A 15,400-nucleotide genomic window follows, 5' to 3' on the forward strand; every position below is an offset into this window, starting at 1 on the left:
AAAATCCGCGAAACGTACCATAACCCTTATTTTTGGCCTGATTTTCCGGCTATATATGCCTGCACATATCGCTATTTTTATATACACTAATTTTTGGGTGACCCTCACAGTTTTTTACTCTAAGGAAGAAATAAGCCTGTCAGACGTCTGAATTGCTATTGCGGAATATTTCTATGGAATTGAAGTGGCTCGAAGATTTTCTCTGCCTCTCACAACATCTGAATTTTTCCCGTGCAGCGAATGAGCGGCATGTCACACAGTCCGCGCTTTCCCGCAGGATTAAACAGCTTGAGGCATGGGTCGGTGTACCCTTGGTCGACCGCTCAACCTATCCGATCCGTCTGACACTGGCAGGACAAAGCTTTCTCGCCCGCGCCCATGATGCTGTCGGGCTTCTCACCCATGCAAGAGATGAGCTGAGTGCGCGCTACACACCGATGATGGAAGTGCTGTCCTTTGCAACGCTCAACACCCTGTCTTTGACGTTCTTTCCGGCATTGATGGCGCAGATTGAAAAAAACGGTGATAATTTCCGCACCCGCTTTTCCGATCCGCACCCTTCATTCCTCGGCAATGTTTCCACTCTGCTCAACGGAAACTGCGACTTTCTGCTGACCTATGCACATCCGTTAGTCAGCCAGATGGATAATCTGAAGAACTTCCCCTATCTGTCCCTTGGATACGAGAAGGTCATTCCGGTCTGTGCCGCCGATGCTGCTGGTCAGCCAATGCACCGGCTGAAAAACGGAACGCTGCCAACGGAATATCTGCGTTATCGCGATACGACATTTTTCGCACAGGTTCTGGATCCGCTTGTCGAAACCCGCGGCCTGAATCTCAATATGGTCTATGAAAACGGCATGGCGGTCGGCCTGAAAGCCATGGCCGTATCCGGCCAAGGCGTAGCGTGGATTCCGCAAAGCCTGATGCCGGATGAATGGAAACGCGGCATTCTCGTCAGAGCTGGTCAGGAAGAATATGATCTGGATGTGGAAATCCGCGTCTATCGCTCGCAGCGTTTTCGCACGGATTATGCTGAGCGTTTCTGGCGGCGTGCAACAACGCTCGCCGCCAAAGATATTAACTGGTGGCAGAGCTGAACATTAGTTTCAGTGTTTTCAGGTTTTTTGTACCATCCAGTGCCAGAAGACTTTCATAAACACTGTCAGCATTGTTCAAGGTACCACAGCAATCCATGAACTTACCGAAGCGGTCAGCACCGGTAAACGGCTCCTGCAAACTACCAACGGCATAATTGCGGGATACTGTGCGCACCCGTCCGTTATGGAGTTTTACAGTCGCAATATGCGGCAGTTTATCCTGAGCAACCCGTTCTTCATCCGCGCTGTAACTCAGCATTGTCACGCGGGATAACAGCGGATCATCCGCATAGCGCTGCACTGCCTGCGGTGTGAAATCGGCAAGGCTCAAATGCCCTGCCCGCAATGCCCGTGCCACACAATAGTGCATGGAAAAACGCGCCTGCATTTCATCAACCGGTTGCGGATAGGTCAGATTACGGTAATTGGCGATGCCAACCAGCGCCTCGACACTTTCCACATCCTCTGCCGTGAAGTCGTGCTCACGCATCAGATCCAGTAAACCATCGACAATCAGATGGGTTGAACCGCAACACGGATGTTTCTTCGGCATAACCCCTGCAGTTTCAATGATATGTCCGGCAGCCTCGGCCATAGCGTCAGTTTTCCAGCCACGACGCTGATCACCGGCAAACAGACTATGAAACCCCTGTGCACCTTCCAGAATATCAGGCCGCGCTTGCATGCCCGCTTTGGCCAGCAATGCAGCCTCCACCGCATTTCGTGCCGCCATACCCGCATGAAACGGCTTGATCAGCGTACCAAACTGGCCTTTGGTGCCGGATGCATAGCTGACCGCAATAGTGATTGCCCGCGCTGTTGTCTCTTCATCCAGTCCCAGCATATGCGCAACAGCAACCGCTGTTCCGACACTGCCAATAGTCGAAGTGCCATGCCATCCGGCAGTATAATGCGCCTGCCCAACACCATCGCCAATCAGCGCCTGCGCCTGAAGTCCTGCCAGATAGGCATCAATCAGTTGCGCACCGGATATTTTGCCAAAATCCGCGACAGCCAGCATCGCCGGTACAATCACCGCTGAAGCATGGCTCATGCCCGGCAGGAAGTTGTCATCATAATCCAGCGCATGAGCGGCAGTACCATTCACCAGTGCTGCCACAATCGGGCTTGAGGTTTCACCGGTTACCAGCAGCGCCTCTCCCGCGCTGCCGGTCGGGGCAAAAGCCTCAAACACTGTTTTAGTGCTTACATCTTCACGACCGGCGACCATACAGGCCAGCGTGTCGATAATCGCATCACGCGCCAGCAGACGCGCTTTTGCACTGGTCACCGGCCTTGCACAAATCTGCGCAATGGCTCCGGCAACCGTCATTTCCTCCTCCCGCATTTCCCTCACCCCTGAAATGCGTTGAAGATCAGTTTCAGCAAGCGCCCGAATTTGTGTCGGTTGAGCTGGCGACCGGCAATATCGGTATCCACCCGATGCACAATCACCATATCCAGTGCCGGAATGGTAATACAGAAATGTCCACCTGCACCAAAGCCTGCATAAGTGCCCTTTGGTGTTACCACACCCGGGAAGAACACACCGTCCCGCTCCAGCCACCACATATAGCCATAGGCACCGCGTGCTCCGGCATCAGAATAAGGCATCACGCATTCCTGCGCCCAGCCTTTCGGCAGCACATCTTCACCGTTCCAGCGGCCATGACGTAAGTATAACTGGCTAAAACGTGCCAGATCGCGTGTCGACAGGCGGAACGGATAGGCTGCGTGACGGCTCTCGGTGAAGCGGTCATGCCAGCCATCCGGCTTATCACCGGTGAGCGAAAAATCTTCGAACTGCAGCGACTTGGCAATGCGCTCATCAAAAGCCTGATGCACAGTCTTACCGGTCAGCTGTTCAAAAATTGTACCCAGCGCATTAAAATCCCAGTTATTATAGCACCAGAAGGTGCCCGGTGCATGGGAATGACGCTTCTCCTTGATCATCCGCATCCACGGCGTTTCATACCCCGCCGCATGATAAATACCGGAGCGTGCCGTCAGCAGATCATAAACAGTTGCCTGCTTTTCAACTTCGCTCAAACCGTCATTATCGTCGATGCCGAGTTGTTCAAGCGTCAGGCTCAGATCAATCGTACCATCCGCCACATCCTGCCCCATCAAAGCAGCGAGAATGCTTTTGCGGATCGAATGGCAGAGATATTTATGGGTAATGTCACCATAGGTGTAGATGATCTTACCGCTCTGCACGATCATCAGAGCATCCGTTTCCTGTCCCTCAGCACAGGCTTCGACCGCCTGCAGCCCTGCTTCAGACCAACCGGACTGAGCAGGATTTTGCACCCGCTCCCATTCTGCCGCCGGATTGACTGCATGCTGATGACTCATAGCTGAGCTCCTTTGACTTCATTATGCGCAACGGCCTCAACACTGGCCTGCAAAAATTCCTGCGTATAAGGCGCACTGGCACGGGACTGGCGCAGATCATCTGCCGTCAGTTCTTCCAGAATAATGCCTTTATGCATCACACCGACCCGCTCACAAATATGCGCAACCACTGCCAGATCGTGACTGACCATCAGATAGGTCAGACCACGCTCACGGCGCAGGGTTTTAAGCAGATTGAGAATTTCCGCCTGAACAGAAACGTCCAGTGCCGAGGTCGGCTCATCCAGCAACAGCACTTCCGGCTCGATAATAAGCGCACGGGCAATCGCCACACGCTGACGCTGACCGCCTGATAATTCATGCGGATAGCGATACATGAAGCTTGGTCCCAGACCGACAGCCGTCAGCACATCGCGGATACGCTCTTCTTTGCGATCCATACCGTGAATGGTCAGGGATTCCGCCAGCACTTTATGCACCATCTTGCGCGGATGCAGCGAAGCATAAGGATCCTGAAACACCATCTGCACGCGGCGGAAGAACGATTTGTCCCGCTCGCCGGACAGCAATGTACCGTCAAAATTGAAATTGCCGGTATAATGCGGGATCAGGCCGGCCAATGCGCGCAGGATTGTGGACTTACCGCAACCGGATTCCCCAATCAGACCATAGGCCTCACCACGGGCAATATGAAAGCGGGCTTTCTTGACCACTGTCGAGCGCTTGCGCCCCTTACCGAAGCTGACAGACAGGTCGGAGACATCCACCAGCGGCGTCGTTTTTTCACTCATGATATCCGCCATTATTTCTGTCCTCCGCTGAGGGTCGCGCCTGACAGCCAGCTCGGATCACGCTCCGGCACTTTCAGCATATCCACCGGCTGGTCGAGACGCGGCAGGCTGGCAAGCAGAGCCTGCGTATAGGGATGCTGCGCTTTATGCAGTTCTTTGGCAGGCAGGTCTTCCATGATGCGACCGGCATACATCACCAGCACGCGATCGCAGAAATCCGCCACCAGATTGAGGTCGTGGCTAATGAACATCAGTCCGGTACCGGAACGGCTCACCAGCTCGTCCAGAACGGTCAGCACCTGACGGCGCACCGTGACGTCCAGCGCAGAGGTTGGCTCATCGGCGATGATCATATCCGGCTCAGGGATCAGCATCATCGCGATCATCACACGCTGTCCCATACCGCCGGAAATCTCATGCGGGAACAGGTTCATCACCCGCTCCGCGTCACGGATATGCACGGCTTCCAACATGGTCAGTGTGCGCTGACGGGCTTCCTGCTTATTCACCCGATGATGCAGCCGGTAGGCTTCCATAATCTGGTCGCCGATACGGATCAGCGGATTGAGCGAATATTTCGGATCTTGCAAAATCATCGAGATTTTATTGCCACGCACCGAGCGCATCTGACGCTCACTGGCACCCAGCAAATCCACATCACCGAATTGCAGCTTCTTGGCTTTGATCTGCGCCGCTTTCGGGGTCAGTTTGAGGATTGAACGGCCGGTCATGGATTTACCGGAACCGCTCTCACCTACAATACCGACTTTCTCGCGCCCGATGGAAAAGCTGATGCCACGCACCACATCGATTGAGCGGTCAACACCCGGAAAGGACACCCACAGATCTTCAACTTCTAGCAGAGGTTTGGTCATTTGATTTATCCGTTCCTCTTATCCGTTACGTGGGTCAAGTACGTCGCGCAGACCATCACCAAACAGGTTGAAGGCAAGGCTGGCGAGCAGAATGGCACAACCGGGCATGGCTGCGAGCCACCACGAGGTCATCATGAATTCACGGCCGCTGGAGAGCATCGCACCCCATTCAGGGCTTGGCGGCTGCGCACCAAGACCCAGGAAGCCAAGACCGGCAGCTGTGAGAATAATCGACGACATATTGAGCGTGATACGGATCACCACCGACGGGATACACATCGGCACAACGTGGTGCCAGATCACGCGCATCGTGGAGGCACCCTGCAAGCGGATGGCTGCCACATAGTCGGACGAGCGGATGGTCAGTGTTTCCGCACGTGCCAAACGGGCAATCGGCGGCCATGCAGCCAGCGAGATCGCGATCACGGCATTCTCAATGCCGGGCCCAAGCGCCGCAGCAAATGACAGCGCCAGAACAAGGCTTGGAAATGCGAGGAAAATATCAACAATACGCATCAGCGCTGTATCAACCCAGCCGCCCATATAACCGGCAGTCGTGCCGACAATCAGGCCGATTGGCGCGGCAATGATTGCCGTCAGCGTCACGATATAAAGCGTGATGCGCGAACCATAGACCAGACGGCTGAAAATATCACGGCCCAGCTCATCAGTGCCGAAATAATGCGCCCATGACGGCGGTTGCAGACGATTGGCCAGATTATTCGCACCGATATCATAAGGCGCGATATAAGGCGCAAAGATCGCCACAGCCACCAGCAGCAGAATAACGAACAGGCCGAAAACTGCGGATGTATTGGTCAGAAGCTTCAGCCAAGAGCGGCGCAATTGCTGCACATTGGCCTGAAGGGCGGAGGAAGGCACCGGCGCACGCAGCCATTCACGGAATGACGAAGCGTTAGGTGCGGAATTGGAAGTATCAGTCATAAGAGCACCTATCGTGTACGCGGATCAAAGACGCGGTAAAGCAGATCACTGATCAGGTTGATGACAACGAAGAGAATACCCACGATCAGCGTGCAGCCGACCACAGCATTCATATCACCGGCCATCAGAGCATTGGTGAGATAGCGGCCAAAACCCGGCCATGCGAACACGGTTTCTGTCAGCACGGCACCTTCGAGCAGGAACGCATAGGACAGCGCCACAACCGTCACCACCTGTACAGCGACATTGCGGAATGCATGTCCCCAAACAGTGCGCGACCATGACAGGCCTTTCACGCGGGCAGTGATGATATATTCCTGATTGAGCTGCTCGATCATGAAACCGCGGGTCATACGGCTGATATAGGCCATGGAGCCGAAAGCCAAAATGAGCGCAGGCATGATGATATGGCTGAAGGCATTACCGAATGCATCCCACTGCCCCTGCATCGCGCTATCAAGCAACAGGAAGCCGGTTGTCGGTTCAACAGAGAATTCATAGATGAAATCAATACGACCCGGGCCACCGATCCAACCGAGACCAGCATAAAACACCAGCAGAGCCATTAAGCCGAGCCAGAAGTTCGGTGTGGAATAACCGAGCAGACTGAGCATACGCACCAGATGATCCAGCGGCGAATTACGGTACATCGCCGAGAACACGCCGAGCGGAATACCAAAACCGGTACCAATGATAATCGCAACGGTTGCCAGCTCAATGGTGGCAGGGAATACGCGGGCGATATCTTCCAGCACCGGTCTGCCGGAGGTCAGCGCATTGCCGAAATCAAACATCACGGCATTTTTAATATAAAGCCCGTATTGCACGATCAGCGGCTGATCGAGGCCAAGTTTGCGATACATAGTATCATAGGCTTCCTGAGAGATATTATCTCCCAGCATCGCGATCACCGGATCAAGCGGCAAAAGACGGCTGATGAAAAAAGTCAGCGTGACCAGACCAAGCAGCGTAATCGCCACAGAAATGATCAGGCGTGCGGCGGCGGCGAGAAAGAGAAGCACGGGATGAGGATCATGATAGACCTCATTTTCAAACTCCGCATCTTCCAAAGTTTCGGGCGTCGTCATGGCAATGTTTCCGTCAATATCGGGAAAAGGAGAGTTTGCAGCACTCTGCTGCCAGCAAAAAACTGTTCACAAAACGGGGATATGCCGCAAACTCTGACTGAAAACCGGAACATAAATTCCGGAGTGCCCCTGCCGCAGCAATGTTTGCGGCAGGGGCATGAGCATCAGTTATTTAGAGGCTGTATCGTAATAGGTGCGGAAACCGTTCCACTCCCAATTGCTGATACCCTTGTTAATACCGGCAACATTATAGATCTGGAACATATAAGCCTGCGGGCCTTTTTCCATCATCTCTTTCTGAAGCGCATGATAAAGCTCGGCACGTTTGGCTTCATCTTTTTCAAACAAGGCAGCATCAACCTCCTTGTTCACAGCTTCATCAAAATAGCTCGCGCGCCAGCTCGGATACATGGTCTGCTTGGCCTCCATGCGGTTATCCGGATTGAAAATCTGGCGTGAAGCATTGCCGTGCGCATCCGGCACAGCAGTCGCCCAGCCCATCAGCGAGGTCTGGAATTCACGACCACGGATACGGCTGAACAGCTGGGCATTGGCCATACGTTCAATCTTGATTTTCACACCGGCTTTGGCCGCTGCATCCTGAATACTCTGGGCAATCGGGGCTGCATAAGGTGCTGTACCGATAAACATGGTGGTTTCAAAACCATCCGGATGACCGGCTTCGGCGAGAAGCGCCTTGGCTTTATCAACATCCAGAGTGAACGGCTGGCCTTCTTTTTCATCCAGCGCACCGAAAGCTCCAAGCTGTACAAAGCTTGCGCGTGGCACGCCGACATTGTGCATCACAGTCTTGGCCAGACCATCATAATCAATGAGATAGCGCATAGCGAGACGCACTTTTTCATTGTTGAAAATCGGGTCAGCATTGTTAAAGTTCCAGTAGAACAAGGTCGGCTTCAGAGCGCGGGAGACTGTAACTTTGTCCTGTGCTTCCAGATCTTTCAGGTCTTCCGGTGTCAGATCACGGGCGATATCAATATCGCCTTTTTCCAGCAGCAAACGCTGGGTACCGGCTTCCGACACATGGCGGATCAGAACCTGTTTCAGTTTTGGTGCTTCACCCCAATAATTATCACTGGCCTGCAACAGCACAACTTCCGCAGGGTTCCAGCGCATCAGCTTGTAAGGGCCCACACAGTCGGTACGGGTGGCAAGATATTTATTGCCCATATCACCTTCAACCTGATTGGCCATCAGCACTTTTTGATTAAGCATTGTGGCAACACGGTTGGCGGCAATTGCCGACAAGATGAGATTAACTGGATACGGCTTATCGAGCTTAAAGACGACAGTATGATCATCCGGCGCTGTAATCGCGGCATCAACATTCTCTTTGACAAAACCATATTCGGTCAGTGTCGCAGCATTACCGAAGCCCAGTTTTACAACGCGCTGCAACGACCATGCCAAATCACCGGCCGTGGCTTTTTCACCATTATCAAATTTCAGGTCATCGCGCAGATGAAAAGTAATCTGCAAACCGTCTTCCGACACGTCCCAGCTTTTGGCCATGCGCGGCAGAATTTTGGTTTCGTCTTTCGGGTCAAAATCAACCAGCGGGTCGCAGGTGTTCTGGATAATTTCATTGCTCACCACTTCGCCGATCTGTGCCGGATCGAAAGTGCTGATCGCATCAATATTCCATGCCATCACCAGCGCGTTTGGCGGTGAGGCAGCTTCCGATGCAAATGTTGCACCAGCGATAGCGGCAGTACCGGCAAGCAATGCTAATGCAGAGCTGCGGCTCAAAAATTTATTGGTCTTCATCTTTATCCCCTGTTTATCATTATTTGCGTTGATAAAGGACATGGCGGCAGATCACCGCCATGCCGATTGATTTTACTCAGCCATTTTACTCAGCAGGACGCGGCTGCAGTGGCGGGTTAACCTCCGGCGGGATCGGGCAGGTATAAGGCGTTTTCGCCATACGTGCCTGATGATCAGCCTTGGCAGCATTGCGAATGCTCTCATCCTGCATCACATCCAGCGCGGTTCCGGCCATAACTTTAGCCGCATAGACCATGCCTTTATGCGCGGCAGGCATTTTGCCCTGCGCAGTGATCTGCCATGAGTGACCAGGTGAGCCGATCGCATGAGTGGCAACACGTGCCTGCACAGTCGGCACCGCCCAGCTGACATCGCCCAGATCGGTAGAACCAATCATCGGCACGCCTGTCTGTTCGCGTGGCAGTACATAATCGCAAAGCGGTGCATTTTCAGCGAAAGGCTGACCAACACGCAGGTAATCGGTTTCAATATCTTCTGCAGACAATGTTGTTTGAATTTTCGCAGCAAAAGCACGGTCAGCATCATCAAACGGCACACCACCGAGACGCTCCATATTGGAGTGCATCGCGATTTCCAGCGGCGTATTGCCGAGCAGGTTAGACACCGCACTCATGATGGAAATATCGACAGTGGTTTCGGTCATCATTGCAGCGCCCTGCGCCACTTTTTTCACACGCTCATTGAGCGAGAACATGCCCGGCAGATCGGTTGCGCGGATTGCATAACGCACTTTGGCTTTTGCCTGCACCACATTCGGCGCAATACCACCGGCATTGAGATAGGCGTAATGCAGACGGCAATCTGCCGGAATATGCTCGCGCAGGTAATTACAGCCAACGCTCATCAGCTCAACCGCATCGAGTGCAGAACGGCCGAGATGAGGTGCGGCGGCAGCATGTGATGCACGGCCGGTAAATTCAAAATCCATACGGGTATTGGCCAGCGACTGGGCATCATCTACTTGCGTGAACGAAGCCGGATGCCACGAAATCGCAATATCCACATCGTCAAAAGCACCGGCGCGCACCATGAAAGCCTTGGCAGCACCGCCCTCTTCCGCAGGGCAACCGTAATAACGCACACGGCCTTTTTTACCGTTCTGCTCCAGCCAGTCTTTCACAGCCGTTGCTGCGAGAAGTGCTGCAGAACCCAGCATATTATGGCCGCAGCCATGACCGTGTCCTGTGCCCGGAATCGGACGCGGCTCAGCAATACCGGCTTCCTGGCTTAGACCCGGCAATGCATCATATTCACCGAGGATCGCGATAACAGGTCCGCCTTCACCGGCTTCACCGATCACGGCAGTCGGAATACCGGCTACATTTTCCGTAATTTTAAAACCCTGATCACGGAGCATCTGTGTATGCTCGGCGCAGGATTTATATTCCGTATAGGCAATTTCCGGCATACCCCAAACGCGGTCACTGAGTTCTTCAAACTCACGTTTTTTCGCATCAACCAGATCCCAGATCACCTCACCATTTTTCATGGTGTTCCTCCCGATTATCATGTCATTTGAATACGGTTTCAGGAGCGAGCCTCCACCCGCGCCTGAAACCGTGTTGTCTTTACAGGTTTTCGTCGATGAAACGTCCCAGCGCATCAAACACTGTGTGGCGGTTTTCAATGCGTGCAAAACCATGGCCTTCATGCGCAATACGCAGAATTTCCACCGGCTTGCCCAAGCCGCGCAGGCAGGAATAAACCATCTCGCTCTCGCAAGGCGTTACGCGCGGATCTTCGAGCCCGTGCACCACCATCAGCGGTGCCTGTACTTCGGCCATTTTGTGAATTGGCGAGAAGCGCTCTAGCGCATCTTTCATCGTGGCAACATCGCCGTATTCCACCTCACGCAGGACTTTGCGCCACGGGCCGGTGGTTTCCATCAGCGTCAGGAAATTGGCGATGCCGTAATATTCTACACCGAGTTTCCACAAATCAGGATATTCGGTGAGAGCAGCCAGCACCATGAAACCGCCATAGGAGCGGCCAAACACGCCGATACGGCTGTCATCAACATCCGCACGTTTGCCCACAGCCAGACGCACGGCTTTGAGATCAGCCACGCTGTCCATACGCAATTCGCGGTCGTCCAGATGCTGATAAGGACGGCCATAGCCGGTGCTGCCGCGAATATTCGGTGCAACCACCATGATGCCGCGTGCCAGCATATATTGAATATCGGCGCGGAAATCAGGCTTCCACTGAGCTTCAGGGCCGCCATGAACAATGATCATCACCGGATAGCCGCTTGCAGGCGCAGCAACTGTCGGCTGATAGACGAAGTAAGGAACATCCAGCCCGTCAAAGCTCGCAACACTGGTCACAGTCGGCTCAATAAAGTCCGGCAGAGTGGTTTTGGCCTTCGGTGCATCGGTCAGACGGCTATAGGTGCCTGTAGCCACCTCACAGCGCCAGATGTCACCGGAGGTTGCTGCACCTTCGGCAGGCATCACCAGTGCGGAACCATCCTGCGTCCATGCCACAGATGCAATTACACTAGGCATCGGGGTTGGCAGAGATTTCTGCACTTTGCCCTGACGATCAATGATAACGATCTCGCTCCAGCCCTGACGGTTGAGCACCAGCGCCACGCTCTGCTGATCCGGTGCAATGGCCAGTGCTTCCACGTCCTGTTTTTCAAAACCGGCAATTTCAACAAGTTCATTGCTGTCATGGGCTTTGAACATCACGCCGGAATAGTCACGCCCCTGATCGGAAATCAGCAGAATACCAGAACCGTCTTTGAGGAATTTCGCAGCCTGATAGGAAGCGCGTCCCTGATGCGGCAGCATATCTTCATAAGCGCCGCTTGCCAGATCAAGACGGCAGAAATTCTGATCCGTCATGGCGCGGGTACAGTCATTGACCAGCAGCGCCGCACCATCCGGTGTGAAAGCTGCCGGAGTGCGCCAGCCAGTGCCCTGATAAACACATTTGGCTTCACCTGTCGCAACTGTCATCACATAGAGATCCATATGGGTGCGGTCACGATAATTGGCGGAATAGGCAATCTGCGTGCCGTCCGGTGACCAGCAGCCCCAGCCATGCACCACGGTTACATCCGTAGTCAGCTTACGCGGCTCACCTTCCGCATTTTCAATCAGCCAGAACTGGTGACGCTCATCACCACCCCAATCGGTGCTGATCAGCAGGTCACGGCTTTTCGGGTTGAAAGACAGTGTGCCGACAGGTTCCCGCAGATTGGTCAGCTGCTTCGCTTCGCCACCGGCCAAAGGCTTGATCCAGACCTGTGCGGTGCCGCTTGCATCGCTCAAAAATGCCAGCAATTCGCCATCCGGTGAGATGGCCGGTTTTACGGCTTTGCGGATATCCGTATAGGAGGACATCTGAACTGCGGTAGGATCGGATTTCAGTGTATCAAACATGAAGCTGCCCGTTATTTTCAATTACAATGATGCGCTTTTCAAACGCTGACTGCTTTTGCCAGACGCGCAGAGGCGTCTGCAAGAGCTATGGCCATCGGACCGGTTGTCGACTGATGATTAGACAAAGTAACAATGGTGAAACTGGCTTCCGGCCATGCGGTTTTCAGCTTCCATGCTGTCACCATCGGGGTCACGGTATCATAACGCCCCTGTACAATTTCTGCCGGCAGATGGCGGATACGGTCGAGATTATCCAGCAATGCATTGGCAGGCATGAAGGCACCATTCATGCAATAATGCGTGAAAATGCGCGAAACAGCCAAAGCCGCATCACTCTGCAACAAGGTCGAGACATGCTCTGCGCTCGGCTCCAAAGTCTGAGTACGAGCAGAAAAACCGCGCAGGCTCTGCGCCGCTGCATGTTCCACCGCCGGATCACCGCAAGTCAGTCGTTTATAATAGGCTTTCAGCAGATCGCCGCGTTCATCCTCCGGCACAAATTCTGCAAATTCCTGCCAGTAATCAGGAAAAATCGTTCTGGAACCGTGGAACCACCAGTCACTGTCTTCGCGGTCACCAAGGAAAATCCCGTGAATGCGAAAACCGAGGCAGCGTTCCGGATGTGCCTGACCATAGGCCAGAGACAGGCAAGAGCCCCACGAACCGCCGGTCACCAGCCAACGCTCAATGCCGAAATGCTCACGGATGCGTTCAATATCTGAAATCAGATGCTGCGTGGTATTCTCGCGCAATTCTGCAATTGGTGTTGATTGTCCGGCACCGCGCTGATCGAAAGTAATGACACGATAGGTATCAAGATCGAAGCTGGCAACCTGCTTGGCCGATACACCGGCGCCTGGTCCGCCATGCAGAAACACAGCCGGAATACCATCCGGATTGCCGTAATCATAAACCGCAATTTCATGAATATCGCTGACTTTCAGACGAAAGCTGTCTCGTGCCTGACGCAGTTCTGCCACGGCCTGTCCTCCTGCTGCTGCTTGTTACAAACAGCACTCCATTGCCCACTCATACGTCTGAATTATTTTGCCTCTTTGTGGCATTTATTTTTTAATTTCAGACGTGAAATTTATAGGCGGCGAACAGCTTTCAAGGCCAATGCAATTTCTGACTACCCATACCAAAATGGAATAGTTTTATCATTCATCGCATCAAATTGCCGGAAATCGTCGTTTTTAACAGCGTTCCATCTTGGAAAAGCCTTTGATTTTTATGGGGAAATAAAAAACTCCGGCAGCGATGCCGGAGTTTCCAATCAGACTGAACCTTCTTCTTTAACGAAACAGGATCAGAGATTTTTCAAAGGTTGTCCACACACCCCAGATAATCGGGATACCCACAGCAGCCCATGCAAGAGCAGCTTTGGCATCCAGCCCGCCTGTGCCGATACCGAAGGAGCCACTCGGTCCTGTTGCTTCAGCTTTAACTGCGGCCTGAAGTTTGGCAACTTCCGCATCCGACATAAACCACTTATCGCCCAGCGGTTTGATGAAGAAATTCGCAATCAGACCCAGTGCCAGCATACCGGCCAGAATATACATTGTATAATCATAGACCTGCGCGCGTGGCACACCGGCAGCAATCTGGAACTCGCGGATATAATTCACCACGACCGGCCCGACGATCCCCGCCGTTGCCCAAGCCGTCAGCAAACGTCCGTGAATAGCCCCCACAAATTGCGTGCCGAAAATATCCGCCAGATAGGCAGGAACAGTCGCAAAGCCACCGCCATACATTGACAGGATAATACAGACCATCACCACAAACAGTGTGACCGAGCCCATATGCGCAGCAGTTGGCAACAGAGTGTAAAGAACGATGCCAAGGGCGAAGAAGGTGAAGTAAGTCGCCTTACGGCCAAGGCGGTCAGACAGAGAAGCCCAGAAAAAACGACCGCCAATATTAAACAGCGAGATCAGTCCGGTAAAACCGGCCGCAATCGCGGCAATTGCTGCCTTCTGTTCTGTGCTCAGTTCTGTGAAGGTCAGCCCTGCCTCACCGATCAGACGACCGCCGAAAATCTCCTGTAACATTGGCGATGCCATACCGATCACACCAATACCGGCAGAGACGTTCAAACACAGCACTGCCCAGATCAGCCAGAATTGCGGGGTTTTATGCGCATCACGCAAATGCACATGACGGCTGGTAATCATCGCTTTTTTAGCCTGCGGTGCTATCCAGCCTTCCGGTTTCCACCCGGCAGGCGGAATACGGTAGCCAAAGGCACCGCCCATCATGAAGACGAAATAACCGGCAGCCATTACCAGAAAAGTCTGCCAGACGCCGACTGTTTCCGGCGTTTTAAAATGCTCCATCAACAAATCAGCCAGCGGCGCACCGATCATCGCACCGCCACCAAAACCCATAATTGCCATTCCGGTCGCCATACCACGACGATCAGGGAACCATTTGATCAATGTTGAAACCGGTGAAATATAGCCAAGACCAAGACCGATACCACCAATGAAACCGGCACCAACCCACATCAGCCATAATTGGTGGGTCATCACGCCGATCGCGGCAATCACCATACCGCCGCACCAGCAAAGCGCTGACACGAAACCGGCTTTACGCGGCCCCACGCGCTCCAGCCAACCGCCCCAGATCGCGGCAGAACAGCCAAGCAACACAAAGAACAGCGTATAAATCCAGCCGAGATCAGCCACACGCCAGTTACAACTGGTGGTAAACAAGGCGGTCAGCAGGCTCATATCGGTACAGGCACCTGCCGCATCACCGGTCAGCGCACGGCTGAGCGGCAGCCAGAACACACTGAAACCATAAGCCATGCCGATACATAAATGGATTGCCAGCGCCGCCGGTGGCACCAGCCAGCGGTTAAAGCCGGGTTTGGCGATAATCCGCTCGCGGTCGAGTATCCCCGGCCCGCTCAAACCGCCCAGTGTCTGATCTGTAGCACTCATAACATAGTCCTCCCTTCTGCGGACGCGCCGCAGCCTGCCCTCTCCCGTGAGCATCCCTCAATTATCGTAATGAAGTGTATGTCTGCCTGAATCAAACAGC

Annotated in this window: 12 protein-coding genes; 1 reads left to right on the top strand and 11 read right to left on the bottom strand. The window is 53.5% G+C overall.

What is annotated here, in order from left to right:
* The first annotated feature begins 173 nt into the window (after window positions 1–173).
* Window positions 174–1,100 (top strand): LysR family transcriptional regulator, encoded by a 927-nt coding sequence (locus tag DFR47_RS14305; RefSeq protein ID WP_113945096.1) that lies wholly within the window; start codon window positions 174–176, stop codon window positions 1,098–1,100.
* Here the strand turns inward: DFR47_RS14305 and DFR47_RS14310 are convergent.
* The 11 genes from DFR47_RS14310 to DFR47_RS14360 all read right to left on the bottom strand — a co-directional run bounded on the left by DFR47_RS14310 (window position 1,081) and on the right by DFR47_RS14360 (window position 15,300).
* Complete coding sequence (locus DFR47_RS14310) at window positions 1,081–2,433, bottom strand: MmgE/PrpD family protein (protein WP_170137509.1); 1,353 nt, start codon at window positions 2,431–2,433, stop codon at window positions 1,081–1,083. The two genes, DFR47_RS14305 and DFR47_RS14310, sit on opposite strands and share 20 nt — an antisense overlap.
* Before the next feature lie 20 nt (window positions 2,434–2,453).
* On the bottom strand, window positions 2,454–3,455 hold the full coding sequence (locus DFR47_RS14315) for a serine hydrolase domain-containing protein (protein WP_113945098.1): 1,002 nt from the start codon (window positions 3,453–3,455) through the stop codon (window positions 2,454–2,456).
* The gene (locus DFR47_RS14320) at window positions 3,452–4,246 is read right to left on the bottom strand and encodes an ABC transporter ATP-binding protein (protein ID WP_113945214.1); all 795 of its coding nucleotides are present in this window, start codon (window positions 4,244–4,246) and stop codon (window positions 3,452–3,454) included. The genes DFR47_RS14315 and DFR47_RS14320 overlap by 4 nt, the downstream gene beginning before the upstream one ends.
* Before the next feature lie 11 nt (window positions 4,247–4,257).
* On the bottom strand, window positions 4,258–5,121 hold the full coding sequence (locus tag DFR47_RS14325; RefSeq protein WP_113945099.1) for an ABC transporter ATP-binding protein: 864 nt from the start codon (window positions 5,119–5,121) through the stop codon (window positions 4,258–4,260).
* An 18-nt stretch (window positions 5,122–5,139) separates the two neighbouring features.
* Window positions 5,140–6,066 carry a nickel transporter permease gene (gene nikC, locus DFR47_RS14330; protein ID WP_113945100.1) on the bottom strand — a complete coding sequence of 309 codons (927 nt, stop codon included), beginning with the start codon at window positions 6,064–6,066 and terminating at the stop codon, window positions 5,140–5,142.
* 8 nt (window positions 6,067–6,074) lie between these two features.
* Window positions 6,075–7,154, bottom strand: a complete 1,080-nt coding sequence (locus DFR47_RS14335; RefSeq protein WP_113945101.1) for an ABC transporter permease — start codon at window positions 7,152–7,154, stop codon at window positions 6,075–6,077.
* Between the two features lie 168 nt (window positions 7,155–7,322).
* Window positions 7,323–8,942, bottom strand: a complete 1,620-nt coding sequence (locus DFR47_RS14340; protein ID WP_113945102.1) for an ABC transporter substrate-binding protein — start codon at window positions 8,940–8,942, stop codon at window positions 7,323–7,325.
* Between the two features lie 85 nt (window positions 8,943–9,027).
* On the bottom strand, window positions 9,028–10,452 hold the full coding sequence (locus tag DFR47_RS14345; protein WP_113945103.1) for a M20 family metallopeptidase: 1,425 nt from the start codon (window positions 10,450–10,452) through the stop codon (window positions 9,028–9,030).
* Window positions 10,453–10,531: 79 nt separating this feature from the next.
* Entirely contained in the window at window positions 10,532–12,352 is a 1,821-nt protein-coding gene (locus DFR47_RS14350; protein ID WP_113945104.1) for a S9 family peptidase, read from the bottom strand.
* 38 nt (window positions 12,353–12,390) lie between these two features.
* Window positions 12,391–13,332: a prolyl aminopeptidase gene (pip, locus tag DFR47_RS14355; protein WP_113945105.1), complete on the bottom strand. Its 942-nt coding sequence runs from the start codon at window positions 13,330–13,332 to the stop codon at window positions 12,391–12,393.
* A gap of 315 nt (window positions 13,333–13,647) precedes the next feature.
* The gene (locus DFR47_RS14360) at window positions 13,648–15,300 is read right to left on the bottom strand and encodes an OFA family MFS transporter (protein ID WP_113945106.1); all 1,653 of its coding nucleotides are present in this window, start codon (window positions 15,298–15,300) and stop codon (window positions 13,648–13,650) included.
* Window positions 15,301–15,400 lie beyond the last annotated feature (100 nt).

Source organism: Pseudochrobactrum asaccharolyticum (genome assembly GCF_003314995.1).
Classification (GTDB): domain Bacteria; phylum Pseudomonadota; class Alphaproteobacteria; order Rhizobiales; family Rhizobiaceae; genus Pseudochrobactrum; species Pseudochrobactrum asaccharolyticum.

Coding starts and splice junctions, on each gene's coding strand:
- DFR47_RS14335 (WP_113945101.1), bottom strand. CDS start 7,154: ATGACGACGCCCGAAACTTTGGAAGATGCGGAGTTTGAAAATGAGGTC.
- DFR47_RS14310 (WP_170137509.1), bottom strand. CDS start 2,433: ATGACGGTTGCCGGAGCCATTGCGCAGATTTGTGCAAGGCCGGTGACC.
- DFR47_RS14325 (WP_113945099.1), bottom strand. CDS start 5,121: ATGACCAAACCTCTGCTAGAAGTTGAAGATCTGTGGGTGTCCTTTCCG.
- DFR47_RS14350 (WP_113945104.1), bottom strand. CDS start 12,352: ATGTTTGATACACTGAAATCCGATCCTACCGCAGTTCAGATGTCCTCC.
- DFR47_RS14340 (WP_113945102.1), bottom strand. CDS start 8,942: ATGAAGACCAATAAATTTTTGAGCCGCAGCTCTGCATTAGCATTGCTT.
- DFR47_RS14305 (WP_113945096.1), top strand. CDS start 174: ATGGAATTGAAGTGGCTCGAAGATTTTCTCTGCCTCTCACAACATCTG.
- DFR47_RS14315 (WP_113945098.1), bottom strand. CDS start 3,455: ATGAGTCATCAGCATGCAGTCAATCCGGCGGCAGAATGGGAGCGGGTG.
- DFR47_RS14320 (WP_113945214.1), bottom strand. CDS start 4,246: ATGAGTGAAAAAACGACGCCGCTGGTGGATGTCTCCGACCTGTCTGTC.
- DFR47_RS14360 (WP_113945106.1), bottom strand. CDS start 15,300: ATGAGTGCTACAGATCAGACACTGGGCGGTTTGAGCGGGCCGGGGATA.
- nikC (WP_113945100.1), bottom strand. CDS start 6,066: ATGACTGATACTTCCAATTCCGCACCTAACGCTTCGTCATTCCGTGAA.
- DFR47_RS14345 (WP_113945103.1), bottom strand. CDS start 10,452: ATGAAAAATGGTGAGGTGATCTGGGATCTGGTTGATGCGAAAAAACGT.